The following is a 22828-nucleotide window of genomic DNA, read 5'->3' as shown; positions in this document are numbered from 1 at the left end:
CGCCATGACCATCGCTAAGCCCCGCGTCCTTCGTCCGCTCAACACCGTGTTCGTTGCGGCTGTCGGCGTGTTCTTCTGCGGCGCATTGAGCCTGTCGCCGGCCGCCCGCGCGGCGACCGCCTCGCCCCTGCCGATCTCGCAGATTCCGTTGACCGTCGCGCAGCCGGTGCATCCACAGGTCTTGTTCGCGCTCGGTAACTCGCAGTCGATGGACGGCGACCTGAGCGGCGCGATCATGACCGGCTCGGGCGCCTTCGGCAGCACCACCGGGCTGTCTTCGCTCAACACCTCCAGTTCCCCGATCAACTACGTGGTGCCCAGCGGATTCACGCCGCCGCTCAATGCCGGCAGCAGCGTGCCGGCCGGCAGCAGCACGGTGCTTGCGCCCTATACCGTCAACAGCAGCGGCGCCGAGTACGACACCAGCAGCGGCGGCACGCAGTACGACAACAGCGCCAGCCGACTCAACGTGGCCAAGGCGGGCATCAGCGCGATCCTGCAGCAATACATGCCCAGCACCGACTTCGCGTTGATGGACTACAGCGCGCCCAGCTCCTCGGTCTACACCACCTGGGTGTATCTGATGTCCGCCGAGGGAGGCTTCAGTTTTTCGTCGTCGAACACGAACCCGCCGACGGGCACCCGGTACATAGCCAATCCCTGCTACGGCTACGGCAGCGCCTCGTCCAAGGTCAAAAGCAACTGCGCGTCGATCGACAGCACGTTGTACGGCGGCAGCATCGCCACCAAGCCCTACATGTTGATCGCCGCCTCGAGTGACGACCCGGACATCAACGACGTCCTCTATGCGAGTGGGCTCTCGGGCGTCTTCGACACCTACAACCGCAGTGGCGGCGATCCGCGGTCCCCGTTCCCGCCCAACTTCACGCTCGCCCAGTACAACAGCGGCAGCATCTCGGTGGGCTACGACAGCAGCTCGCCGAACAACGGCGGGTTCTCCACCAATCCGACGAACGCGGGCTACGTGCCTTATTCGACGCAGGTGCTCTACGCCGAGCGTGGATTCGGTTTTTATTCGACCGCCTCGGCGACCACCGGCAACACCGTGGTGAAGATGACCACGGCGGGCCTGTCGCCCACGACCAGCTCCGTGAACACAGCGCTGACGGCCTTTGCGCCGGCCTTGAAGCCGGAGACCAGCAGCGGCTCGTCGACCGAAATCAAAGCGTTGACCGTGCAGTCGCCGCTGGCGGGACTGCTGAAGGGCGCCCAGGCGACGCTGAAAAGCAGCCTGCCCACGAGCAGCAACGGATGCGCGCAGCCCAAGCAGTACGTGGTCCTGATCACCGACGGCCTGCCTACGCAGGACCTGGCCAACAATCTCTGGCCGCCCCTGGGCAGCGCATCGGCCAACGGCTACGGCGTGACTGCCACGTTCAACACGGATGGGTCGCTCAAGACCACCAACGACCAGGCGCTGACCGACACCATCAGCCAGCTGCAGGCCCTCAATCAGGCCGGAATCCAGACCTACGTGATCGGCCTGGGCGCTGGCGTCGACTCCACCAAGAACCCGCAGGCGGCTGCCACGTTGGCGGCGATGGCGGTGGCCGGCGGCACCGCCTCGGCCAGCGCGGACAAGTATTTCAAGGCCAAAAGCCCGGCCGCGCTGGTGAACGACCTGCAAGCGATCCTGGCCAACGTATCCAGCCAGAACAGTTCCTCGAGTTCCGCGGCCGCCAATTCCACCTCGTTGAATGCGAACTCGATGGTCTACCAGGCCACGTTCACCCCGGGCGCCTCCACCGACAACGCGTGGATCGGCGACCTGGACGAGTACGGCATCAGCACCGGCGCCGTGATCAGCACCACGCCCACCTGGAGCGTGCAGGCCCAACTGGACACCCAGGGAACCGCCCGCAACATCGCCACCTGGGACCCGTATCACACGGACAGTTCGGGCGCCGTGGCGCCGGTCGGCGTGCCGTTCCAGTGGAGCAACCTCTCGACCACCCTGCGCGGGCAGCTGCAACCCTCCGACAGCAACGGACAGATGCGCGTCGACTACCTCAGGGGCAGCCACACAGAGGAACAGACCAGCGGCGGGCCGTTCCGGAACCGCGCGCACCTGCTCGGCGATGTGGTCGACAGTTCGCCCGCCTTCGTCGGGCCGCCGTCCAGCTATTTCCCGGACGGTTCCTACCAGACCTTCGTGACCAACAACGCCAGCCGCATGCCAATGCTCTATTTCGGCGCCAACGACGGCATGCTCCACGGGGTTTCGGCGGCGACCGGCAACGAGCAGATGGCCTTCATCCCGAACGGGGTGTTCGGTAACCTCTATGCGCTCACCGATCCGCTCTACTACTACCACCACCAGTTCTTCGTCGACGGCTCGCCGCAGGTAGGCGATGCGCTGCTCTCCGACGGCAGCTGGCATACCCTGCTGGTGGGTGGGGAAAACGCCGGCGGCAAGAGCGTCTACGCGCTGGACGTCACCAACCCTGCGGGCTTCACCTCCGACACCAGCGTCGCGAGCGCGGTGAAGTGGGAATTCACCGACGCAGGCATGGGCCTCAGCTACGGTACGCCCGTCATCGTGCGCTCCAATGCCGTCACGGTGACCGATAGCTCGAACAATGCCAAGGTGAACGGTTTCGCCGTGCTGTTCGGCAATGGCTACAACAGCCCAAGCGAACAGCCGATCTTCTATGCCGTCAACGCGTCCGACGGCAGCGTGATCGCCAAGATCAACCTGTGCTCGGCCTCCGGCGTGCCGGCCAGCGCCTGCAGCAGCAGCCTGCCGAACGGGTTGTCGGGCGTGGCGGCGGCCAATTCCAGCGGGTTGGTGGGCGTGCCCGCGGACATGGCCTACGCAGGCGACCTGCAGGGCAACCTGTGGGCCATCAACATCAGCGACGCCAACCCGTCCAACTGGACCGTCAAGCTGTTGTTCCAGGCACGCGACAGCTCGGGCAATGCGCAGCCCATCACCTCCACGCCATCGCTGACGCCCAATCCCAACTTCCCGACCGAACTCGGCCTGATGGTCTACTTCGGCACGGGGCGCTTCTTCGTCACCGGCGACCTCACCACGACCAACCCGCAAAGCTTCTACGGCGTGTGGGACAACAGCGGCGACCTGGGCAGTTATCCCTCGGGCACCGCGCCAACGATGCCCTACACGCGCAGCAACCTGCAGGCACAGACCTTGTCGCTCGGAACCTTCACGAGCGGCTCGACCAGCACGCCGGTGATCCTTTCGAGCAACAACACGGTCAACCTGACCTATTCGCCCATCACCATCAACAATCCCTCGCCTCCGCCGGCCACGCTGTCGCTGTCGCCGCAGGAGGGCTGGTACTTCGATCTCACACCGCTGGGTGGCGGCGCCAGGTCGTATACCGACTCGCAGGTGGAAAGCGGTGGCGTGCTCTTTACCATCAACGTGCCTCCGGGCGGCACCGGCTCGATATGTGGCCTGCCGACGTCCTACCTCATGAACGTGGCCTACGGCACCGGCGGCCCGTTCTCCCGGGCCGCCATCGGGCTCAACGGCGGTGCCAGCGTGGGACCCGGCAATACGGTGAACGGCCAGAATCCCACGGGCGTGTTCGTGTCCAACGCCTATGCGGCCGCCCCGACGACCATGCGGACCGACAGCGGCGCGAACCTTCAGATCATCAGTACCGCCAATGGGCTTAAGGCCGTACCGACCATTGGCGACAAGTCCGGCCGCGTCGGCTGGTGGCAGATCCAATGAGGCAGACGATGACCGCTACGACCCCACGCGCCCTCGACACGCAGGTTATGGCCCCAATGGCCAGATCAGGTCGGCGAGGCTTTACCCTGATAGAACTGATGGTGACGGTGGCGATCGTTGCCATCCTCGCGGCGATCGCGATACCAAACTACCTGCGCTACGTCCAACGCAGCCGGCGGTCCGACGCCTACGCAGCGTTCTCCCTGGACCAGGGGATACTGGAGCGCTGCTACGCGCAGACGTTTGACTACAGCAAGGTCAACTCCACGCCGCCGCCGGCCGGCTGCAACGCCCTGCCGGCCGCCTCGCCAGGGGGGTTCTATGCGATCACCCTGGCCGCAGGCACGTCCGGCTCGCTGTCCACTTCGTACAAGCTCACCGCAAGCCCCGCGTCGGGATCGCCGCAGGCGCGGGATACCACTTGCGCAGCGATCAGCGTGACCAGCGAAAACGTGAAATCGGCGTCCGATACCGGCGGCAACGATCAGACCGCCACCTGCTGGCAACAATAGCGACCGGGCCGGACAGGGCCCGGCGCCCGCTGGACAGGCCCACCGGCTTTCACACGGCGCAGCAGGCGCTAAGGGCTGGTGCTACTCGGGCTCCTTGGGCACCTCCCCATAGCCCACGGCCTGCAGTTCCTCGCGTGCGGTCAGGGCCGAGAGCGCCAGCGTCATGCCGGGGCGGATGTCGGAGGCGACGAAGTTCTGGTGGCCCAGCGCCTGTCCGCAGACCACCATCGACACGTTGGCCTGGCGCAGTTGCTTGATGACGTCGGCGTTGGGGTTGGGGTGGCCGAACTTCTCCTGGTAGGCCTCGTCGGACAGGGCCAGGTCCACGCCCTTGCCGTAGAACAGCACGACCAGGTGCACCTTGTCGTCCGGCACGCCGGCGAGCGCGTAGAGGTTGAGCAGCTTGGCGGCGGTATGGAGACGCGCATTGATGCCGCCGCGTTCGCGGCCGTCGCCGTCCACGTCCACGTACAGGCGATGGTCGGTGGCGACCGAGGGCATCAGCGCATGCGGGCCCACCGGCAGCACGCCGCCGGCGGCTTGGATGCGCGGGTAGGTCAGACGAGGGTCCGGCACCGAATTGCGGGTGGCCAGCGCCACCACTATGGCGCAGGCGACCAGCAGCAACAGCGCGGTGCCGCTCCACAGCAATACCTTGCGAGCGGGTGACGTTGCGAGCTCATCAGACATGGCGGTGGCTTTGCTGTAGGACATTTCGACCTCCGTTCGAACGGTTGCCTGCGAAAGGCACCTGTCCAGTGTAGGAAAGGTATGTGAAGCACCGGGCAAGGCTGGCGGCCGCGGCTGGCCGGTAGGGCGCCATGTACATGGCTGATGTCTCTCTCAGCGTGCGGGCCGCGAGCCGAGCAGGCGGCCGTTGACGCGCTGGCCGTAGAGCGACATGGGGGTGTCGTGGAAGGCCTTGCGGGTGGCGGCGAGGTCGCCGGTGTAGCGGGGATCCTGCGGGCGCTCGTGGGCGTCCATGAACATCGCCACGTCCCAGGCGTCCTGGTCGCTCAGCATGCCGCCGCGGCCCAGCGGCATGTTGGCCTTGATGAAGGCGGCGGCCTTGTCCAGCTCGTGCATGCCGGCGCCCCAGTTGAACGAGTCCTTGCCCCATAGCGGCGGGAACACGTAGCGCCCGGCGGCCTGCTGGCCCTGGCCGTCGGCGCCGTGGCAGAGCGCGCAGTCGCGGTCGAACACGGCCTGGCCGCGGGCGTAGTCGGGCGCCTTGGCCGGGGCGGGCACGCGCGGGTAGCCGGCGCCCGGGAGCTTCACGCCCAGCGGAGCGCCCTGCGCCATCCAGTAGGAATAGGTCTCCAGCGCCACGATGACCCGGTCCTCCAGCGGCGGCGCCTTGCCGTTCATGCTGTACATGAAGCAGCCCTGCAGGCGCTCGCCGTAGCTGTTCACGTGGCCATTCTTCTTGCGGTACTGCGGGTACATGCCATAGGCGCCCCACAGTGGCGAGGAGCCGGCCAGCCGGCCGGCGTCCAGGTGGCAGTTGGCGCAGTCCAGGCCGTTGCCCACGTAGGCGGGCGCGTTCTGGCGGGTGTGCCGGAAGATCTCGCGGCCCAGACGCACCATGTCGCCATAGGGGCCCGGCGGTATCGCCGATTCGGGCGGCGGCACGAAGACGGGCTGCCGCCCATCGGCGGCGCGGGCCAGCGGCAGCAAGTGGCCGACGCCGGCGGCCAACGCAGCCAGGGCGAGCAGGGCAAGGGCCGACAGGCGCTTCATCGGGTGTCACCGCGCACGGCCGGTTGTGCGGCGAACCATTGCGCCACGGCGGCGATGTCCTGCGCACTGAGCGCGCGGCTCAGGTGCCGCATCAGCTCCAGCGGATCGTTGCGTCGCTCGCCTCGTTGCCAGGCCGTGAGCTGTGCCGCGATGTAGGCGGCCGGTTGCCCCGCCAGCGGCGGGAAATGCGCGCCCACGCCCACGCCTCCAGGCCCGTGGCATTGCTCGCAGGCGGGTACGCGGTCGGTCCAGCGCCCGCGCGTGGCGAGCATCGCTCCAGGCCCGTCGTCCGGCAGCTTCGGCGCCGCGGGCGGCCGGGGGGCAGGCAGCCGCGCGTAGTACGCCGCCACCGCGGCGCGCTCGTCCGCCGACAGCGCGCGCGCGATCGGCTGCATCACGGCATGGAGGCGCGTGCCGGCGGCGTAGTCGGCCAGTTGCTTGCGCAGGTAAGCGGCATCCAGGCCGGCCAGCCGGGGGAATCCCGCTGCCGTCTGGCCGCCGCCGTCGGCGCCATGGCACGACTGGCACGCCGGCACGCCATGGCTGTTGCCCTGGCTCGCCAGCGCCTGCGCCGTCGTGGCGTGCACCACCAGCGGACACGCCAGCGCGACCCACGCGGTCACCGCGAGACGCCTCATGCCTCTGCTGCACATCGCAAGCTCGTCCGTCGAACACCGGGCTCAACAATAGCGAGGCCGGCGTAGAGAAAACGTCAGGATGAGCCCGGCTTTGCACTGCCGGCAGCCTTGCCGGACGAGCAGCGAGTGCCTGCCCGCGCCTTATGCCGCCGATTCTTCCGCCGCGTCGTAGACGCCGGCGAGCACCGCGGCGGCGGCCGCGTAGAGCAGTACCGGCACGTCGTCGCGCAGGCGCAGGGCAGCCAGGATCGAAGCGACCTGGGGGTCATGGTGCAGCGGCAGCCCCAGCGCGCGGGCGCGGGCCAGCAACAGCTCCAGCGCCTCGGGCGGCAGCGGGACGGTCCTGGCTTCGGGGCCGGCCAGGCGCAGGGTGACGCGGCGCCGCGGCGGGGGGAGGCCGGCGTTCATGCGGTGGCCTTCAACAACAGGGCGCTGGCCTGGCCGTGGCCGTGCGGCAGGCCGGTTTGGCAGCTCAGCTGGTCCAATTGCAGGCCGCTGGCCGCCAGGCGCTGGCGCAGTGGGGTGAACTGGCGTTCGAGCCGCTCGGTGGTCGCGCTGCGTTCGGCCCACAGGCGCACGTTCAGTCGCAGGTCGCGCAATTGCAGCTCGCCCTGTACCGGGCCGAGCGCGGGCAGGTCGAGGGCGAAGCCCAGGGTCCAGCTTTGGCCGCCGACCTCCGTGTCCTGGCCATGTTCGAGGTGGATCTGCAGCACGTCGCGGCCGTGCGTGCCCTGCAAGGGGATTTCGATCATCCACGCCTGTGCCGCGGCGGCATCGAGCTGGGCGATTTCAAGCCTGGCGAGCGCGGCATGGACGTCGCCGCGCAGGCGGGCGAGCAACTGGCCGACGTCATCCTCGGTCGGCGCTTCGGCCAACGGCAAGGGCAGTGGCGCGCGTGGCTGCGCCTGCAGGCCGCGCTGGCGCAGCGGCGGTGGCGTGTCGGCGCCGCTGGCGGGCACGTGGGCAGGCAGGCGCGGCTGGCGGTCGAGCAGGGCCGCCAGGCGCAGCAGCACGCTCTTGAAGTCCTCCTCGCCGAGCGGCAGCGGGTTGGCGCGCGGCTGGGCCAGTTGGGATTCGAGGAACAGGCCGCTGCGCGCGATCGCTTCGCGCAGGCCGTCGGCGCGGGTGAGTTCCTGCGGCGTGCGCACGCCCTGGTCGAGCAGTGCCAGCGCGGCACGCACCTCCGGCGGCAACTGGCGCACCACCGGGCGCTGCGCCAGTGCGCCCAGCGTTGCCAGCAGGGGCGCATAGCCGTTCTGCTGCGGCAGGCGTTCGCGCAGGGCGCGCTGTACCAGCGGATCGGCGCCGCCGCCGGCGATGATCTCCAGCAAGGGCGGGTTGCCCATGGCGAGCACGCGGACCTGGAACTGCGAGGGCAGCGGAATGCCCAGCGGATCGGTTTCCACCGTGAGCGCGCCGATCTGCAGCACCATCCGGCCCTGCTCGCCCATGCCCATCGGGCGCGCGGCCAGCACGGCGCCCACGCGCCAGCTTTCCGCGGCGGTGCCGGAGGCGGCACCCGCCCAGGTCATCGCGGCGAGGCTGGTGGGTTGGATGATCACGCGCTCTCCTGCCTGCCGGGAAAGGCCGGTTCCGTGCAGTCGGTAAAGGCATCGGCCAAGCGGACGATAACTTGAATGCGGCAGCCATGCCCGGATCGGCGAGCCATCGCCGAAACCGGCTAAAGCCCCCCGGCATCGCGCCGATAAAGCCCTACGCAGGGGCCCGGTACGTAGCGGAGGCAAGCATGGGCAGCAAACGAGAACACGGTGCGCCGACCACGGTCGAGATCGGCCTGCCGGCGGACTGCCGCATGGCGGCACAGACGGCATTGCTGGCCGATCTGCTCGGTGCGCTGGATGCACCGGCCACCCGGATCGATGGCCGCGCGGTCGAACGCGTGGATACCGCGGCGCTGCAATTGCTGACGCTGTTCCGCCGCGAGGCGCTCTCGCGCGGCTGCGTGGTGAGCTGGCGCGGCGCCAGCACGACCTTGTGCGAGGCGGCGGACACGCTTGGCCTGGTCAAGGTACTGGATCTTCCGGCAGCGATGCCGGCGTAACGCAAACGAGGAAAGAAGATGGCAAAGATTCTTGCGGTGGACGATTCGGCTTCGATGCGCGGCATGGTGGCCTACACCCTGCGCGGCGCCGGCCACGAAGTGACCGAGGCGGAGAACGGCCAGCTTGCGCTGGACGCGGCTTCGGCCAATGGTTTCGACCTGGTGCTGGCCGACGTCAACATGCCGGTGATGGACGGCATCAGCATGGTGCGCGAACTGCGCACGCGGCCCAACTACAAGGGCGTGCCGATCCTGATGCTGACCACCGAGTCGCACACGGACAAGAAGATGGAAGGCAAGGCCGCCGGCGCCACTGGCTGGCTGGTCAAACCGTTCGACCCGGAGCAGTTGCTGGCCACGGTCAAGCGCGTGCTCGGCTGATCCGAAGAGCAGAGAGAGTAGGCGATGAGCACGGGCGGCCTGGCGCAGTTCCAACAAGTCTTCATCGAGGAAAGCCTGGAAGGGCTCGACACGATGGAATCCTCGCTGCTCGCGCTGGACGAGGGCGGCGACGGCGAGCTGGTGCACACCATCTTCCGCGCGGCCCACTCGATCAAGGGCGGCGCGGCCACCTTCGGCTTCCCGGAAATGGCTTCCTTCACCCACGAGGCCGAGTCGCTGCTGGACGAGGTGCGCGGCGGCAAACGCGCCATCGACAAGCCGATCATCGAGCTGCTGCTGCGCTCGGTGGATTGCCTGCGCGGCATGTTCGACCGTGCCAAGGCCGGGGCGCCGCTCAACGACGCCACCTCCGAGGGTGTGCGCGGCGAGCTGGCGGCGATGATGGGGCGGGCCACGCCGGCACCCACCGCGCAGGGGCGCCGCGCCGGCGACCAGGCCGAGGCCTGGATCATCCGCTTCCATCCGCACGCGGGCATGCTCGCCGGCGGCAACGATCCGCTGCGCCTGATCCGCGAACTGGCCGGACTGGGCGAGTTGGTGGTCGAGGCCGACCTGTCGCGGCTGCCGGCGCTGGCCAAGCTCGATCCGGCGCAATGCCACCTGGGCTGGTCGATCGAATTGAAGGCGCCGGTCCGGCGCGAAGACATCGCGGCGGTATTCGACTGGGTCGAGGACGAATGCGACCTGGCCATCGAACCCAAGCCCAGCGCCGTGGTGACGCCCGCCGCGCCGCCGGTGCCGGCGAGCATCGCCGAGGCGGCCGCGCGCGGCACGCGCGAGGCCAATGCCGAGTCGAGCTCGGTGCGCGTGGCGATCGACAAGATCGACAGCCTGATCAACCTGGTAGGCGAGCTGGTCATCACCCAGGCCATGCTCGATACCTTCCGCGAGGAGTTCGACCCCTCGCGCGTGGCACTGCTGCAGCAGGGCCTGGCCCAGCTGGCCCGCCATGCGCGCGAGCTGCAGGAAAGCGTGATGGGCATCCGCATGCTGCCGATCGCTTCGGTCTTCAACCGCTTTCCACGGCTGGTGCGCGACCTGAGCCAGAAACTGGGCAAGCAGGTGAAGCTCGAACTGCACGGCGAGCAGACCGAACTGGACAAGACCGTGCTGGAGAAGATCGGCGACCCGCTGGTGCACCTGGTGCGCAACGCCATCGACCACGGCCTGGAATCGCCCGAGAAACGCCGCGCCGCCGGCAAGAACGAGACCGGCACGCTCAAGCTGGATGCCTTCCACCGCGGCGGCAACATCGTGGTGGAGGTGTCCGACGACGGCGCCGGCCTCAACCGCGAGGCGATCGTGCGCAAGGCGATCGAGCGCGGGCTGGTCAAGACCGGCGAGGGCATGAGCGACGAGGCGGTGGCCGAGCTGATCTTCCAGCCGGGCTTCTCCACCGCGGCGGTCACCACCGACGTTTCTGGCCGCGGCGTGGGCATGGACGTGGTCCGCCGCAACGTGGCCAACCTCGGCGGCACGGTGACCATCCGCAGCAAGGCCGGGCAGGGCAGCGTGTTCACCATCACCCTGCCGCTCACGCTCGCGATCATCGATGGCCTCACCGCCGCGGTGGGCGAGGAGCGCTACATCGTGCCGCTGGTGTCCATCGTCGAGAGCGTGCAGCCGAAGGCCGACGCCCTCAGGACGATGCCCGGCGGCGGCGAGCTGTTCCGCTTCCGCGGCGAATACCTGCCGCTGCTGCGTCTGCATCAGCTGTTCGGCTGCGCCGGTGCCCGGCAGGCGATCGAGGATGGCCTGCTGATCGTGGTCGAGGGCGACGGCGGCCGCGTGGGACTGTTCGTCGACGGGCTGATCGGCCAGCAGCAGGCGGTGGTCAAGTCGCTGGAAGCCAATTACCGACGCGTACAGGGCGTCTCCGGCGCGACCATCCTGGCTGACGGCTCGGTGGCGCTGATCGTGGATGTGGCCGGCGTGACCCGCCTGGCCCGCCGTAGCAAGGCGGCCTGAACCGCCTTCGCGTGACCGTGGACCGGCTGCCCTCGGCACGCCGGCCGCATGGCGATACACGATGCGCCCATGACGGGCGTTGCCCGGGGATGGCGCGGTCCGGTCACCGCCTCCGGGCGGGTTCCCGGCTCAAGTTCCCGCCCGGGACGCCGACATCCTTGAACGAAGAAGGACGCTTCCGAGGCGTCCGCCATCCCAGGTAACAGCTCCCATGCACGAAGAAAACAACGCCACGTCCGCGGTGCAGCAATTGACCATCCATCTGGGCGCCGAGGAGTACGGCATGGACATCCTGGCCGTGCGCGAGATCCGCGGCTGGACGCCGGTGACCCGCATCCCGCAGGCGCCGTCCTACGTGCTGGGCGTGCTCAACCTGCGTGGCGCGATCGTGCCGGTGCTGGACCTGCGCCTGCGCTTCGGCCTGCCGCGCGAGGAGTACACCGCGACCACGGTGACGGTGGTGGTGACCGTCGCCGGCCGGCTGTTCGGTGTGGTCGTGGACGCGGTTTCCGACGTGCTGGACGTCGAAGCCGACCAGATCCGCCCGGTGCCGGACATGGGCACCACCGTGGATACCGAGTACCTCAAGGGACTGACCACCGTCGGCGAGCGCATGGTGCTCCTGCTCGACGTGGACAAGCTGTTGCAGCCGCAGGACGCGCAGATGCTGGAAGCCGCCTTGCCCGCGGCTGTCGATGTTAAAGCCGTGGCCTGACAGGACCGACCGATGAAAATGCCGAAACTGAAGTTCAAGATTCCTGCCCTCACCGTGCGCGCCAGGCTGCGGCTGGTGCTGGGCATGCTGATGGTCATGCTCGTCGCCGGCGCCGTCATCGGCATCGGCTCCATGCAACTGCAGAACGACAGCATGCACTCGATGTACGAGCAGGAGATCCTGCCGGCGCAGAACGTGGCGCTCATGCGTGCCAAATCTCTGATGCAGTTCATCGTGCTGGGCGAGGCCGCCTCGCACGTGGACAACCCCGACCTGCTCAAGCAGAAGATCGCCGAATACGGGACCTACGAGAAGGCCTTCACGGACGCGAAGAAGAAGTTCGAATCCTTCCCCAAGAGCGCAAAGATCGCCGCGCAATACAAGAAATACACGGCCGACGAGTCGGACTACGTGGCCGCGATGAAGGACATGTCCGATGCGCTTGCCCAGCACGACGCCGGCGCCCGTGACGTGCTGGAAATGGAAGTGCGTCCGCTGATGCTCATGCGCCTGGACGTGTTGAGCAAGCTGGTCGAGATGCAGGGAGAGGAGGCGCGGGAGGACTATCAGGCTCAGGAAGCGCGCTTCAAGATCATACGTGCGGTCAGCATCGGCGCGCTTGCCGCGGGCCTGCTGATCGCCGTCTTCATGGCGCTCTCGCTCAGCCGTTCGATCATGAGCACGCTGGCCCAGGCCGGCCGCATCGCCCGCGAGATATCCCAAGGCAAGCTCGGTCACGCCATCGAGGTCAAGCGCAATGATGAGTTGGGCCAGTTGCTGGAAGCCTTCCGCACCATGGACGAGCGCCTCTCGGCGATCGTCGGCGAGGTCCGCCACGGCTCCGGCGCGGTGAGCACCGCCGCCCAGCAGATCGCCCGCGGCAACGACGACCTGTCGCAGCGTACGCAGGAACAGGCCTCCAGCCTGGAGGAAACCGCCTCCTCGATGGAGGAGATGACCTCCACCGTCAAGCAGAATGCCGAGAACGCCAGCCACGCCAACCAACTGGCCCGCGGCGCCCGCGAGCAGGCCGAGCGCGGCGGCGAGGTGGCCTCGCAGGCGGTGGTGGCGATGAAGGAGATCAACGCCTCCAGCCGTAAGATTTCCGACATCGTAAGCCTGATCGACGAGATCGCCTTCCAGACCAACCTGCTCTCGCTCAACGCGGCCGTGGAAGCGGCGCGCGCAGGCGAGCAGGGCCGCGGCTTCGCGGTGGTCGCCACCGAGGTGCGCAACCTGGCACAGCGCTCGGCCGGCGCGGCCAAGGAGATCAAGGCGCTGATCAACGACAGCGCGGAGAAGGTGCGCACCGGCTCGGAACTGGTCGATCAGTCCGGCAAGGCGCTCGCCGAGATCGTCGACAGCGTCAAGAAGGTTACCGACATCGTGGCCGAAATCGCCGCGGCCAGCCAGGAACAGTCCGCCGGAATCGACCAGGTCAACAACGCCGTGTCGCAGATGGACGAGATGACCCAGCAGAACGCCGCGCTGGTCGAGGAAGCCGCCGCCGCCGCGCGCGCCATGCAGGAGCAGGCCGGCGAGCTGGCCCGCCAGGTGGCGTTCTTTAGGCTCGAGGGCGACGCGGCGCCAACCGCTTCCACCCCGGCGCAGGCCCGTTCGAAGGTGGTGGCCGAGGCCGAGGCGGTCTTCGCCGCGGTGCGCAACACCGCGCCGATGCGCGCCGCCCGGGCGGCCGAGCCGGTGGCGGCGGTGGCCGACGCGGGCGCCTGGAAGGAGTTCTGAGCATGAACGCGGTGGTCGACCACGACAGCCTGGCCGGCCTCGCCGGCCCGGTGCTCGGCGATGGCGACTTCCTGTTCCTGCGCACGTTCGTCTACGAGCACTGCGGCATCGCGCTCAGCGAGCAGAAGCGCCAGCTGGTGCAAGGGCGGCTGGTGCGGCGCCTGCGCGCGCTGGGCATGAAGAGCTTCGGCGCCTATTGCGAGCTTTTGCGCAACGATCCGGACAGCGAGCTGGGTGAACTGGCCAGCGCGATCAGCACCAACGTCACGGCGTTCTTCCGCGAGGTGCATCACTTCGAGGCGCTGGCCAGCGAGATGCTGCCGCGCTTGCTGGAGCAGAAGCGCCGCGAGGGCGACCGCCTGCGCATCTGGTCGGCCGGCTGCTCCAGCGGCGAAGAGCCGTACTCGCTGGCCATGGTCCTGGCCGAGGCGCTGGAGCGCTGTGGCCGCAGCGTGGACGCCAAGATCCTCGCCACCGACCTCTCGCCCGCGGCGCTGGCCGCGGCCCGGAAAGGCGTCTACCCGCTCGAGCGCATCGAGGGCGTCAGCGAGGAGCGGCGCCGGCGCTGGTTCCTGCGCGGCGAAGGCGAGTACGCGGGCCTGGCCTGTGTGCATCCGCGCTTGCGCGAGCTGACCACCATCCTGCCGCTCAACCTGCTGCACGAATGGCCGATGCAGGGACCATTCGACGCGATCTTCTGCCGCAACGTGATCATCTATTTCGACCAGCCGACCAAGCAGAAGCTGTTCCAGCGCTTTGCCCGGCTGCTGCCCGCGGGCGGCCCGCTGTTCCTGGGCCACTCCGAATCCATGCACGGTCTCTCCGACGAATTCGAACTGATCGGCCGCACCATCTACCGGAAAAAGACCGCATGACCCTGGTTGCCGCGAGGCTGCCGCAAGGCCAAGCCATCGCACCCGCCTTACCCGGTTTCGAGCATCTGCGCAGGTTCTGGGATCCGACCCACCAATGCGTGACTGCGAAAGTGCTCCCCGGCGAGTACTACGTGAGCACGCAGGAGGAGATGATCTCCACCGTGCTCGGCTCCTGCATTGCCGCCTGTATCCGCGACAAGCGCCGGTGCGTGGGCGGCATGAACCACTTCATGCTGCCCGAGCCGGTCGGCGAGCGTGACAGCTGGACGGCAGCGGTCGGCCGCGCCGCGCGCTACGGCTCCGACGCGATGGAGCAGCTGATCAACGCCATCCTCAAGGCCGGCGGCCAGCGCCAGCACCTGGAGGTGAAGGTGTTCGGCGGCGGCCGCGTGCTGGCGCAGATGACCGACGTCGGCCGGCGCAACATCGAGTTCGTAGAACGTTACCTGGCCACCGAGAAGCTCGACGTGGCGGCCTCGGACCTGGGCGATGTGTACCCGCGCCAGGTCCAGTTCTTTCCCGCCAGCGGCAAGGTGCGCGTGCGCCAGTTGCGCGGCACGCGCGACGCGGCGCTGGTCGATGGCGAGCGGTACTACCTCAAGCGTTTGGCAAACGATCCGATAAAGGGAGAGGTGGAGCTGTTTTGACCGATGGCGCGGGGTCGTGGGGGCGGAGCATCCGCCGTTCGGCGGTTTCCACCTGCGGCGCAGGCGGATCAACGCCCCAACGACCCGGCGCCATCGCTCCACCCACACACAGGCAAGCTCGAGAAGACAGGCAATGGACAAGGTGCGCGTTCTGGTAATCGACGATTCCGCACTGGTGCGCAAGCTCCTGTCGACCATGCTTGCCTCCGATCCGGACATCGAGGTGGTCGGCACCGCGGCGGACCCGCTGATCGCGCGCGACAAGATCAAGCAGCTCAATCCGGACGTGCTCACGCTGGACGTCGAGATGCCGCGCATGGACGGGCTGACCTTCCTGGAAAACCTGATGCGGCTGCGCCCGATGCCGGTGGTGATGGTGTCCTCGCTGACCGAGCAGGGCGCCGACGTAACCCTGCGCGCGCTGGAGCTGGGCGCGGTGGATTTCTTCACCAAGCCCTCCAGCGACCTGGCCAGCACCTTTGCCGACAGCGCGCACGACATCTGCGCCAAGGTGAAGGCCGCGGCGCGCTCCCGGCCGCGCTCGCGCACGGCCGTGCGCAAGCTGGACGTGGCGCCGCGGCTGTCGGCCGATGCCGTGCTGCCGCTGTCGCAGTCGGCCGGCACGCGCGGGGGCAGCCCGATCATCGCCATCGGCGCCTCCACCGGCGGCACCGAGGCCATCCGCGTGGTGCTCGAAGCCATGCCTCCGGATGCGCCGCCGATCGTGATCACCCAGCACATCCCGGCGGCTTTCAGCGGCCCGTTCGCCGTGCGCATGAACAACTGCTCGGCCATGCGCGTATGCGAGGCGCGCGACGGCCAGCCGGTCCAGCAGGGGCATGCCTACATCGCGCCCGGCGGGCAGCACCTGCTGGTGATGTGGGACGGCGCCAAGCACGTCTGCCGCCTGCACGATGGTCCGCCGGTGAACCGCCACAAACCCAGTGTGGACGTGCTGTTCCGCTCGATGGCGGCGAGCGTGGGCAAGGCCACCGTCGCCGCGCTGCTGACCGGCATGGGCGACGACGGTGCGCGCGGCCTGCTGGAACTGTCGCAGGCCGGAGCAGCCACGCTGGTGCAGGACGAGGATTCCTCGGTGGTGTGGGGCATGCCCGGGGCCGCCTTCAAGCTCGGCGCCGCCCGCGAGGCACTGCCGCTGGACCAGATCGCCGCGCGCCTGCTCAGGCTCGCGCGCCAACCCATCGACAGCGCATTGCGCGTCGCCCTATGAACAGCGGAAGAGTTCCATGAACGCCATCCTTTCCTTCTTCCACACCCGCCACCTGATCGGCTTCTCGGCCAGCGCCGCGGCGCTGCTGGTCAGCCTGCTGTGGCATCCGGCCTGGCTGCCGCCGGTGCTGGTGATCGCGCTGGCCGCCGCCTGGATCGTGGAGGCCCGCCGCACCGCGGCGCACGCCGCGGCCGAGGTCCCCGTCGAGGCCGACAGCACGCCCGTGCGCGAAGCGATGGAGGACGTGCGCAGCGCGCTGGTCGACGAACTGGGCCACGCCACCCGCGAGCTGCACCAGGCGCTGGACCTGCTGCGCGACGCGGTGTTGGAGCTGGGTGGCGGCTTCGACGGCCTGTCGCAGAAGACCGGCCTGCAGCAGTCGCTGCTCAAGCAGATCATCGACGTGCAGAACGGCGGCGTGTCGGTGCAGGACTTCGCCGCGCGCACCGGCGACCTGCTCGAGCACTTCGTCGGCATGATCGTGCAGATGTCGCGCGAGAGCCTGCGCATCGTCTATCGCATCGACGGCATGGCCAAGGAGATGGACGCGGTGTTCGGCCTGCTGAAGAACGTCAATACCATCGCCGAGGAGACCAATCTGCTGGCGCTCAACGCCTCGATCGAAGCCGCGCGCGCGGGCGAGTCGGGCCGCGGCTTTGCTGTGGTCGCCGGCGAGATCCGCAACCTGGCCAGCAACTCCAACCAGTTCAACGAGCAGATCGGCAGCCACGTCGAACGCGCCCGCGCCGCGATGGAGCAGCTGCGCGGCCTGGTCGGCACCATGGCTTCGCAGGACCTGAACGTTGCGCTGTCGGCCAAGGGCGGCATCGACGCGATGATGGCCCACGTCACCGAGTCCGACGCGCGCACCAATGCGGTCGCCGACCAGGTGGTCGAGATCAATCGCGGCCTGGGTTCGGACGTGTCCACCACGATCCGCTCGCTGCAGTTCGAGGACATCCTGAGCCAGCTGCTGCAGCAGACGCGCACGCGCCTGGTCGAGCTGCAGGAAATCACCGCCGATTGCACCCGCGACATCGAGGAGCTGGCCTGCAGCAGGATCGACGCCGAGGCGCTGGAGGCCCGCGCCCAGCGCGTACGCGCCCGCCTGGCGGTCCAGCGCGAGAAGGCCCGCCTGCGCTCGCGCGGTCCCGCGTTGCAGAGCTCGATGGACGCCGGCGAGATCGAACTGTTTTGAACCGTAGAACGGGAAAGCGCCTCCTGCGCTTTCCCGGTTCGCTCGAGTCCGGGACACGCCCGGACTCGACTCCGCCCGCCTGACTCGCGCCCGACGGGCGCGCGAGCCATCCATGGATCGCGTTTTGCCTCCGGAGTAGACCCATGAGCATCAACGTCCACCACGACAGCGACACCGATTGCCTGACCCTGCACCTGGGCGAGCACTTCGACTTCAGCATGCACCGCGACTTTCACGACGCCTGCCTGGGCTCGGGCCTCAAGGCGCGCAGCTACGTGATCGACCTGGGCGAAGTGACCCGCATGGACAGTTCCGCACTGGGCATGCTGCTGCTGCTGCGCGAGCACGCCGGCGCCGACCGCGCCGAGATCCGCATCGTCAACGCCCGCGACGAGCTGCGCGGCACCCTGCGCGTGGCCGGCTTCGACAAGCTGTTCGTGCTGCACTGACCCAGCACGCTTCCTCTCCCCGGAAGGGAGAGGAAGCAGGGCAGGATCACCCCAGCCGGCGCGCGATCCCGTAGAACACCAGATTGCCCAGCCCGGTCGCGACCGCCAGCACGGCCACCAGGCCGGGCGTCAGATCCTGCCATCCGAAGGCCTGGATCAGCGCGAAGCCGAGTCCCAGCGCGACCAGCACCACGCCCCAGTGCAGCGAGGCATGCCGTCGCCGCAGCTCCTCGCTCTGCAGCACCGAGCGCACCAGCTCCTCCGAGCCGCCGACGCTGACCATTTTCTGCCGCACCCGCGCATCGACGATGACCTTGATCGCGTAGGTGATGCAGATGAACAGCGTGATGGGGATGAGATCGCCGAGATTCATGGTTCCTGCTCCTGTGTGGACGGGTTCGGCACAAGAGAGACGGCCGGCGGCGGCATGGTTGCAGCCGAAGGCACTTGCAACCGTTTGCCCTCCGCGCGTATCCCAGCTGCGATGGATACGCGCCTACCCAATCCGGACCGCGAGCTGGTCGATGCCGTACTGCGCGGTGCGCCCGGCGCGTTCGAGCGCCTGGTGCGCGACTACCAGGGCCTGTGCTGGCACATCATCTACCGCATGGTGCGCCACCCCGAGGATGCCAGGGAGCTGTGCCAGGAAACCTTCCTGCGCGTGCACCAGTGCCTTTACCAGTACCGCTACGAAAGCGCCTTGAAGTCGTGGATCGGGCAAGTGGCCTACTCGATCGCGCTGCGCCATCTGCAGCGAAAACGCATCCCGCTGCTGGAGCCTGCCTCTGACGAGGGCGCGAACTCGCCCGTGGAGAACGTAGGCGACGACTTTGATCTGGAGCAGGCCTTCGGCGACGCGCAGATGGCGCGCCGCCTGCATGCCGCGGTCGATGCGCTGCCGCCGGTGCAGCGCACCGTGCTCACGCTCTACCATCTGGAGGAGGCCAGCATCCCGGAGATCGCGGCGATCACCGGCATGGCCTCCGGCACCATCAAGAGTCATCTGTTCCGCGCGCGCCTGCGCCTTCGCGAGATGCTCGAAGGCCGGCTGGGAGTTGCCGTATGAACCACGAACCGCCTTTTTCCACGCCTGTCGATGAAAGCGAGTGGGCCGCACAGGAGCGTGCCCTGGCCGACGAGCGCGCCGGCGCGGCCTCGCCCGCCGGCGACCCACGGGCACGCAGCTATCGCCTGCTGGCGCACGTGCTGGCACAGCCGCCGGACGCGCAGCTGCCGCCCGATTTCGCCCGCCGCATGGCGCAACGCGTGCAGCCGCCCGCGCGAGCGGCCGACAACCGCCTGGAAACCTGGCTGGTCGGACTGCTTGCGATGGCCGGGTTGGTGTCCGCCGCGATCTACGGCAACGCCTGGCTGCCTTCGCTCGACCAGGGCGCGACCGGCGCGCTGCTGGCCAAGCCGTGGCTATGGGCGCTCGTGGCCTGCCTCGGATTCTCGCGCCTGTCGCGCCACTGGCTGCATCACGACCAAGTCCGTTAGCAGGGCCGCGGTCGTGACCTTCCCCCGCGTGCGCAGGGGACGGACTCGGGGTCGAAAGCTCCGGCAGTGCCCCTTCCCCGCGTCCAAGGGAGGAGGTTTGCGCACAGCAAGGGACGGCATGTCCATGCGCCTAGCCCAGAGGTCATGCACGCGCTCTTGTCGCATCGGGGCTATCGTGGGCGCCTGTTTGGCCTGGGAGTAATCAAATGCAAGCGATGCGATGGATGGTGACGGCCGCACTGCTGTGTGGCTCGGCGGTGAGCGCAGGTGCGTTCGCGGCTGCGGCGCAGCAGGGCAAGGCGCCGCTGGGCGTGGACCTGAAGGGCATGGACCGTTCGGTTCAGCCGGGCGACGACTTCGACAACTACGCCAATGGCGCCTGGCGCAAGAACGCGGTGATCCCGGCCGACCGGGCCAGCACCGGCATCTTCCTGGAGGTGTTCCAGAAGGCCGAGAAGCGCAACGCGCAGATCATCCGCGAAGCGGGAGCCGGCCATCCGGCTGCGGGCAGCAATGCGCGCAAGATCGCCGACTACTACGCCGCCTTCATGAACGAGGCGGCGATCGAGAAGGCCGGCCTCGCCCCGCTCAAGCCAGAGCTGGACAAGATCGATGCGATAAAGACCCGCACCGATCTCTCGCGCGTGCTCGGCGGCCAGTTGCGCGCCGACGTCGATCCGGTCAACGCGACCCACTGGGATACCGAGCACCTGTTCGGCCTGTTCGTGACGCAGGGCCTGGAAGATCCCTCGCACAACATCGCCTACCTGCTCCAGGGCGGCCTGGGGATGCCCAACCGCGACTACTACCTCAAGAATGACGCGGAGATGGCCGGCTTCCGCGACAAGTACAAGGCCTACGTCGCCGCCACCCTGCAGCGCGCCGGCGTGGCCGATGCCCAGGCCAAGGCTGGCGCGATCATGGCCCTGGAAACGAAGATCGCCAACGCGCAGGAAAGCCTGGTCGAGAGCGAGGACGTGCACAAGGCGAACAACCCGTGGCCTGCCAACGCCTACGCGCAGAAGGCGCCCGGCATCGACTGGAACGCGTTCTTCGAGGCCGCCGGCCTGGCCGGGCAACCGGTGGTCGACGCCTGGCAGCCCCAGGGCATCAAGGGCCTTTCGGCGCTGGTCGCCAGCGAGCCGCTGGAAACCTGGAAGGCCTATCTTGCCTTCCACACCATCAACGAAAGCGCCGGCCTGCTGCCCAAGGCCTACGCCGACGCCAGCTTCGAGTTCTACGGCCATACCCTGCAGGGCACGCCCAAGCAGCGCGACCGCTGGAAGCGGGCGATTGGCGCGGTCAACAACGACCTGGGCGACGCGGTCGGCCAGATCTACGTGAAAAAGTACTTCCCCGCCTCGTCCAAGGCGCAAGTGCAGGACATGGTCAAGAACATCCTGGCCGCCTTCGACGAACGCGTGGACTCGCTCGACTGGATGACCCCGGCCACCAAGCAGAAGGCCAAGGCCAAGATCGAGACCCTGAAGGTCGGCGTGGGCTATCCGGAAACCTGGCGCGACTACAGCGCGCTCGAGATCCGCCCGGACGACGCGCTGGGCAACCACCTGCGCGCGGTCGAACAGGAATACCGCCACCAGAAGGCCAAGCTGGGCCAGAGCGTGGACCGCGGCGAATGGTGGATGACGCCGCAGACGGTCAATGCGGTGAACCTGCCGCTGCAGAACGCGCTCAACTTCCCCGCGGCGATCCTGGAGGCTCCGTTCTTCGATCCGAAGGCCGACGCGGCCGCCAACTACGGCTCGATCGGCGCGGTGATCGGTCACGAGATCAGCCACAGCTTCGACAACACCGGCGCCGAGTTCGACGCGCAGGGCCGCCTGGCCAATTGGTGGACGCCGCAGGACCTGGCCCATTTCAAGGCGGCCGGCCAGAAGCTGGTCGAGCAATACGACGCCTACGAGCCGCTGCCCGGCCTGCACATCAACGGCCAGCAGACCCTGGGCGAGAACATCGCCGACGTGTCGGGCCTCACCGCCGCATGGATCGCCTACCACAAGTCGCTGGGCGGCAAGGACGCGCCGGTGATCGACGGCATGACCGGCGACCAGCGGTTCTTCCTGGCATTCGCGCAGTCCTGGCGCACCAAGACGCGCGATGCGGCGCTGCGCCAGCAGGTGATCACCGACGGCCACGCGCCGGGTCGCTACCGCGCTCAGACCGTGCGCAACATCGACGCCTGGTACAAGGCCTTCGATCCCAAGCCGGGCCAGAAGCTCTACCTCGATCCGAAGGACCGGGTGCATATCTGGTAAGCACGCAGATCTGCGGTACCGGGCCTTTGCCCGCGTTTGCGGGGGAGGCCTCGACGTGCGGTTTGGCGTCGCTTTGACCCAGCAAGCAAAAAGGCCCCGATCGGGGCCTTTTTGCTTGGCAGTGCATCCAGTCCGATGCTTACCAGGTACGCACGTCCGCCACACCGGCGGTGAAGCTCTGCATGTCGGAGGAATAGCGGAACAGGCGACCCAGGTCGAAGTCCACCGACTGGCCCGGACCGATGTTGGCAGTGCCGGCCGGCCAGCCCTTCTTGCTCACCAGCACGTTGCCGCTGGCGTCCTTGGCCTCGATCGAGACCTGCGCGGCGGCAGCCTGGGCGCAATGGTTGACCAGTTGGCCCTTCAGGCTCAGGCGGCCGCCGTTGGCGGCGATCTTGAAGTCCTGCACCGCAAAGTCGGTAGGCGAGCAGGCGGCGTGGGCAGCCATCGGCGCGAGCAGGAACAGGGCGGAGGCGAGCAGGATTTTCATGGCGGATTCCGTAACGTTAGGGAGTCGATAGCAGGCGACACCCTGAGAATCGGCCGGCCGCGGAAAACCTTTAGGCCGGCGTGACGCCACCGGCCGGATCGGTTCCGGCGTGCTCCAGGAACCATAGTCCGGCGAACAGCTTGGGATCGACCGAATAGCCTTCGGCCGCGCGGGCGAACAGCCAGGCGCCGGCTTCCCGGCGCGGAACCTCGTGGACCACGATGTTCTCGGTCTCGTCGCCGCCGCCCGGGCCGACCCGCTCCAGTCCATGGGCGCGCACGAAGGCGATCATCTCCGTGCTCATGCCCGAGGAGGACGGCCCCTCGTGGATGAATTCCACCCGCTCGCAGCGGTAGCCGGTCTCCTCCTCCAGCTCGCGCGCGGCCGCCAGCAGCGCGCTCTCGTCGGGCTGGTCGCCAAGGTCGCCGACCAGCCCGGCCGGCATCTCGATGGTGTTCTTGAGGATCGACACCCGGTACTGCTCGACGAACAGCACCCGGTCTTCCGGCGTCACCGCCACGATGATGACCGCGCCGCCTGGATTGTTGCGCTCGGCGTACTCCCAGCGGCCACGCTTGCGCAGGGTGAGCCAGCGGCCTTCGCAGAGGGTTTCCACGGGAGCGTGGGCGTCGGGTGGAAGCGGGGAGGCGTTCGGGTCCAT

Annotated in this window: 23 protein-coding genes; 15 read left to right on the top strand and 8 right to left on the bottom strand. The window is 68.3% G+C overall.

Annotated elements, in window-relative coordinates:
* The first annotated feature begins 4 nt into the window (after positions 1-4).
* Together VGU65_RS04085 and VGU65_RS04080 are read left to right on the top strand one after the other, a co-directional pair.
* On the top strand, positions 5-3724 hold the full coding sequence (locus VGU65_RS04085) for a pilus assembly protein (protein WP_327473110.1): 3720 nt from the start codon (positions 5-7) through the stop codon (positions 3722-3724).
* Between the two features lie 8 nt (positions 3725-3732).
* The gene (locus VGU65_RS04080; RefSeq protein WP_327473108.1) at positions 3733-4236 is read left to right on the top strand and encodes a type IV pilin protein; all 504 of its coding nucleotides are present in this window, start codon (positions 3733-3735) and stop codon (positions 4234-4236) included.
* An 81-nt stretch (positions 4237-4317) separates the two neighbouring features.
* Here VGU65_RS04080 and VGU65_RS04075 read toward each other — a convergent pair whose 3' ends face one another.
* From VGU65_RS04075 to VGU65_RS04055, 5 genes are all read right to left on the bottom strand, one after another.
* A complete protein-coding gene (locus VGU65_RS04075) occupies positions 4318-4950 on the bottom strand; it encodes a DsrE family protein (RefSeq protein WP_327473106.1) in 633 nt (210 codons plus the stop codon).
* A 129-nt stretch (positions 4951-5079) separates the two neighbouring features.
* Complete coding sequence (locus VGU65_RS04070) at positions 5080-5976, bottom strand: c-type cytochrome (protein WP_327473104.1); 897 nt, start codon at positions 5974-5976, stop codon at positions 5080-5082.
* Entirely contained in the window at positions 5973-6614 is a 642-nt protein-coding gene (locus VGU65_RS04065) for a c-type cytochrome (protein WP_327473102.1), read from the bottom strand. Before VGU65_RS04065 ends, VGU65_RS04070 begins: the two co-directional genes overlap by 4 nt.
* 141 nt (positions 6615-6755) lie before the next feature.
* On the bottom strand, positions 6756-7022 hold the full coding sequence (locus VGU65_RS04060) for a flagellar biosynthesis protein (RefSeq protein ID WP_327473101.1): 267 nt from the start codon (positions 7020-7022) through the stop codon (positions 6756-6758).
* Positions 7019-8176: a flagellar hook-length control protein FliK gene (locus VGU65_RS04055; protein ID WP_327473099.1), complete on the bottom strand. Its 1158-nt coding sequence runs from the start codon at positions 8174-8176 to the stop codon at positions 7019-7021. Before VGU65_RS04055 ends, VGU65_RS04060 begins: the two co-directional genes overlap by 4 nt.
* A 185-nt stretch (positions 8177-8361) precedes the next feature.
* Here VGU65_RS04055 and VGU65_RS04050 point away from each other — a divergent pair, with 185 nt between their 5' ends.
* The 10 genes from VGU65_RS04050 to VGU65_RS04005 all read left to right on the top strand — a co-directional run bounded on the left by VGU65_RS04050 (position 8362) and on the right by VGU65_RS04005 (position 17904).
* Entirely contained in the window at positions 8362-8676 is a 315-nt protein-coding gene (locus tag VGU65_RS04050; RefSeq protein ID WP_327473097.1) for an STAS domain-containing protein, read from the top strand.
* Positions 8677-8694: 18 nt separating this feature from the next.
* Complete coding sequence (locus VGU65_RS04045) at positions 8695-9057, top strand: response regulator (RefSeq protein ID WP_327473095.1); 363 nt, start codon at positions 8695-8697, stop codon at positions 9055-9057.
* Positions 9058-9081: 24 nt separating this feature from the next.
* A complete protein-coding gene (locus VGU65_RS04040) occupies positions 9082-11046 on the top strand; it encodes a chemotaxis protein CheA (RefSeq protein WP_327473093.1) in 1965 nt (654 codons plus the stop codon).
* 211 nt (positions 11047-11257) lie between these two features.
* Entirely contained in the window at positions 11258-11761 is a 504-nt protein-coding gene (locus VGU65_RS04035; protein WP_327473091.1) for a chemotaxis protein CheW, read from the top strand.
* A 12-nt stretch (positions 11762-11773) separates the two neighbouring features.
* On the top strand, positions 11774-13504 hold the full coding sequence (locus VGU65_RS04030) for a methyl-accepting chemotaxis protein (protein WP_327473089.1): 1731 nt from the start codon (positions 11774-11776) through the stop codon (positions 13502-13504).
* A gap of 2 nt (positions 13505-13506) precedes the next feature.
* Positions 13507-14379, top strand: coding sequence for a CheR family methyltransferase (locus tag VGU65_RS04025; RefSeq protein WP_327473086.1), 873 nt, complete (start codon positions 13507-13509; stop codon positions 14377-14379).
* Positions 14376-15026 (top strand): chemoreceptor glutamine deamidase CheD, encoded by a 651-nt coding sequence (gene cheD, locus VGU65_RS04020; protein ID WP_327473084.1) that lies wholly within the window; start codon positions 14376-14378, stop codon positions 15024-15026. The genes VGU65_RS04025 and cheD overlap by 4 nt, the downstream gene beginning before the upstream one ends.
* 133 nt (positions 15027-15159) lie before the next feature.
* Positions 15160-16257 carry a protein-glutamate methylesterase/protein-glutamine glutaminase gene (gene cheB / locus VGU65_RS04015; protein ID WP_327473082.1) on the top strand — a complete coding sequence of 366 codons (1098 nt, stop codon included), beginning with the start codon at positions 15160-15162 and terminating at the stop codon, positions 16255-16257.
* A gap of 16 nt (positions 16258-16273) precedes the next feature.
* Complete coding sequence (locus tag VGU65_RS04010) at positions 16274-17455, top strand: methyl-accepting chemotaxis protein (RefSeq protein ID WP_327473081.1); 1182 nt, start codon at positions 16274-16276, stop codon at positions 17453-17455.
* Between the two features lie 149 nt (positions 17456-17604).
* Positions 17605-17904, top strand: coding sequence for an STAS domain-containing protein (locus VGU65_RS04005; protein WP_327473266.1), 300 nt, complete (start codon positions 17605-17607; stop codon positions 17902-17904).
* A gap of 46 nt (positions 17905-17950) precedes the next feature.
* Here the strand turns inward: VGU65_RS04005 and VGU65_RS04000 are convergent, their stop codons facing one another.
* A complete protein-coding gene (locus VGU65_RS04000; protein WP_327473080.1) occupies positions 17951-18277 on the bottom strand; it encodes a hypothetical protein in 327 nt (108 codons plus the stop codon).
* Between the two features lie 111 nt (positions 18278-18388).
* Between VGU65_RS04000 and VGU65_RS03995 the strand changes: the two genes are divergently transcribed.
* The 3 genes from VGU65_RS03995 (at position 18389) to VGU65_RS03985 (ending at position 21677) form a co-directional block, all read left to right on the top strand.
* Positions 18389-18970: an RNA polymerase sigma factor gene (locus tag VGU65_RS03995; protein ID WP_327473078.1), complete on the top strand. Its 582-nt coding sequence runs from the start codon at positions 18389-18391 to the stop codon at positions 18968-18970.
* Positions 18967-19401: a hypothetical protein gene (locus VGU65_RS03990; protein ID WP_327473077.1), complete on the top strand. Its 435-nt coding sequence runs from the start codon at positions 18967-18969 to the stop codon at positions 19399-19401. The genes VGU65_RS03995 and VGU65_RS03990 overlap by 4 nt, the downstream gene beginning before the upstream one ends.
* 206 nt (positions 19402-19607) lie before the next feature.
* A complete protein-coding gene (locus VGU65_RS03985) occupies positions 19608-21677 on the top strand; it encodes a M13 family metallopeptidase (protein WP_327473075.1) in 2070 nt (689 codons plus the stop codon).
* 139 nt (positions 21678-21816) lie between these two features.
* Here the strand turns inward: VGU65_RS03985 and VGU65_RS03980 are convergent, their stop codons facing one another.
* Both VGU65_RS03980 and VGU65_RS03975 read right to left on the bottom strand, forming a co-directional pair.
* Entirely contained in the window at positions 21817-22167 is a 351-nt protein-coding gene (locus VGU65_RS03980; RefSeq protein ID WP_327473074.1) for a hypothetical protein, read from the bottom strand.
* A 70-nt stretch (positions 22168-22237) separates the two neighbouring features.
* Positions 22238-22828, bottom strand: coding sequence for an NUDIX hydrolase (locus VGU65_RS03975; protein ID WP_327473072.1), 591 nt, complete (start codon positions 22826-22828; stop codon positions 22238-22240).

Origin of the sequence: Frateuria sp. (assembly GCF_035943815.1) — a bacterium.
GTDB lineage: Bacteria > Pseudomonadota > Gammaproteobacteria > Xanthomonadales > Rhodanobacteraceae > Frateuria_A.
This window is presented reverse-complemented; position numbering and strand designations above follow the sequence as displayed.

Coding starts and splice junctions, on each gene's coding strand:
- VGU65_RS04085 (WP_327473110.1), top strand. CDS start 5: ATGACCATCGCTAAGCCCCGCGTCCTTCGTCCGCTCAACACCGTGTTC.
- VGU65_RS04080 (WP_327473108.1), top strand. CDS start 3,733: ATGACCGCTACGACCCCACGCGCCCTCGACACGCAGGTTATGGCCCCA.
- VGU65_RS04075 (WP_327473106.1), bottom strand. CDS start 4,950: ATGTCCTACAGCAAAGCCACCGCCATGTCTGATGAGCTCGCAACGTCA.
- VGU65_RS04070 (WP_327473104.1), bottom strand. CDS start 5,976: ATGAAGCGCCTGTCGGCCCTTGCCCTGCTCGCCCTGGCTGCGTTGGCC.
- VGU65_RS04065 (WP_327473102.1), bottom strand. CDS start 6,614: ATGAGGCGTCTCGCGGTGACCGCGTGGGTCGCGCTGGCGTGTCCGCTG.
- VGU65_RS04060 (WP_327473101.1), bottom strand. CDS start 7,022: ATGAACGCCGGCCTCCCCCCGCCGCGGCGCCGCGTCACCCTGCGCCTG.
- VGU65_RS04050 (WP_327473097.1), top strand. CDS start 8,362: ATGGGCAGCAAACGAGAACACGGTGCGCCGACCACGGTCGAGATCGGC.
- VGU65_RS04045 (WP_327473095.1), top strand. CDS start 8,695: ATGGCAAAGATTCTTGCGGTGGACGATTCGGCTTCGATGCGCGGCATG.
- VGU65_RS04040 (WP_327473093.1), top strand. CDS start 9,082: ATGAGCACGGGCGGCCTGGCGCAGTTCCAACAAGTCTTCATCGAGGAA.
- VGU65_RS04035 (WP_327473091.1), top strand. CDS start 11,258: ATGCACGAAGAAAACAACGCCACGTCCGCGGTGCAGCAATTGACCATC.
- VGU65_RS04030 (WP_327473089.1), top strand. CDS start 11,774: ATGAAAATGCCGAAACTGAAGTTCAAGATTCCTGCCCTCACCGTGCGC.
- VGU65_RS04025 (WP_327473086.1), top strand. CDS start 13,507: ATGAACGCGGTGGTCGACCACGACAGCCTGGCCGGCCTCGCCGGCCCG.
- cheD (WP_327473084.1), top strand. CDS start 14,376: ATGACCCTGGTTGCCGCGAGGCTGCCGCAAGGCCAAGCCATCGCACCC.
- cheB (WP_327473082.1), top strand. CDS start 15,160: ATGGACAAGGTGCGCGTTCTGGTAATCGACGATTCCGCACTGGTGCGC.
- VGU65_RS04010 (WP_327473081.1), top strand. CDS start 16,274: ATGAACGCCATCCTTTCCTTCTTCCACACCCGCCACCTGATCGGCTTC.
- VGU65_RS04000 (WP_327473080.1), bottom strand. CDS start 18,277: ATGAATCTCGGCGATCTCATCCCCATCACGCTGTTCATCTGCATCACC.
- VGU65_RS03995 (WP_327473078.1), top strand. CDS start 18,389: ATGGATACGCGCCTACCCAATCCGGACCGCGAGCTGGTCGATGCCGTA.
- VGU65_RS03990 (WP_327473077.1), top strand. CDS start 18,967: ATGAACCACGAACCGCCTTTTTCCACGCCTGTCGATGAAAGCGAGTGG.
- VGU65_RS03985 (WP_327473075.1), top strand. CDS start 19,608: ATGCAAGCGATGCGATGGATGGTGACGGCCGCACTGCTGTGTGGCTCG.
- VGU65_RS03980 (WP_327473074.1), bottom strand. CDS start 22,167: ATGAAAATCCTGCTCGCCTCCGCCCTGTTCCTGCTCGCGCCGATGGCT.
- VGU65_RS03975 (WP_327473072.1), bottom strand. CDS start 22,828: ATGGACCCGAACGCCTCCCCGCTTCCACCCGACGCCCACGCTCCCGTG.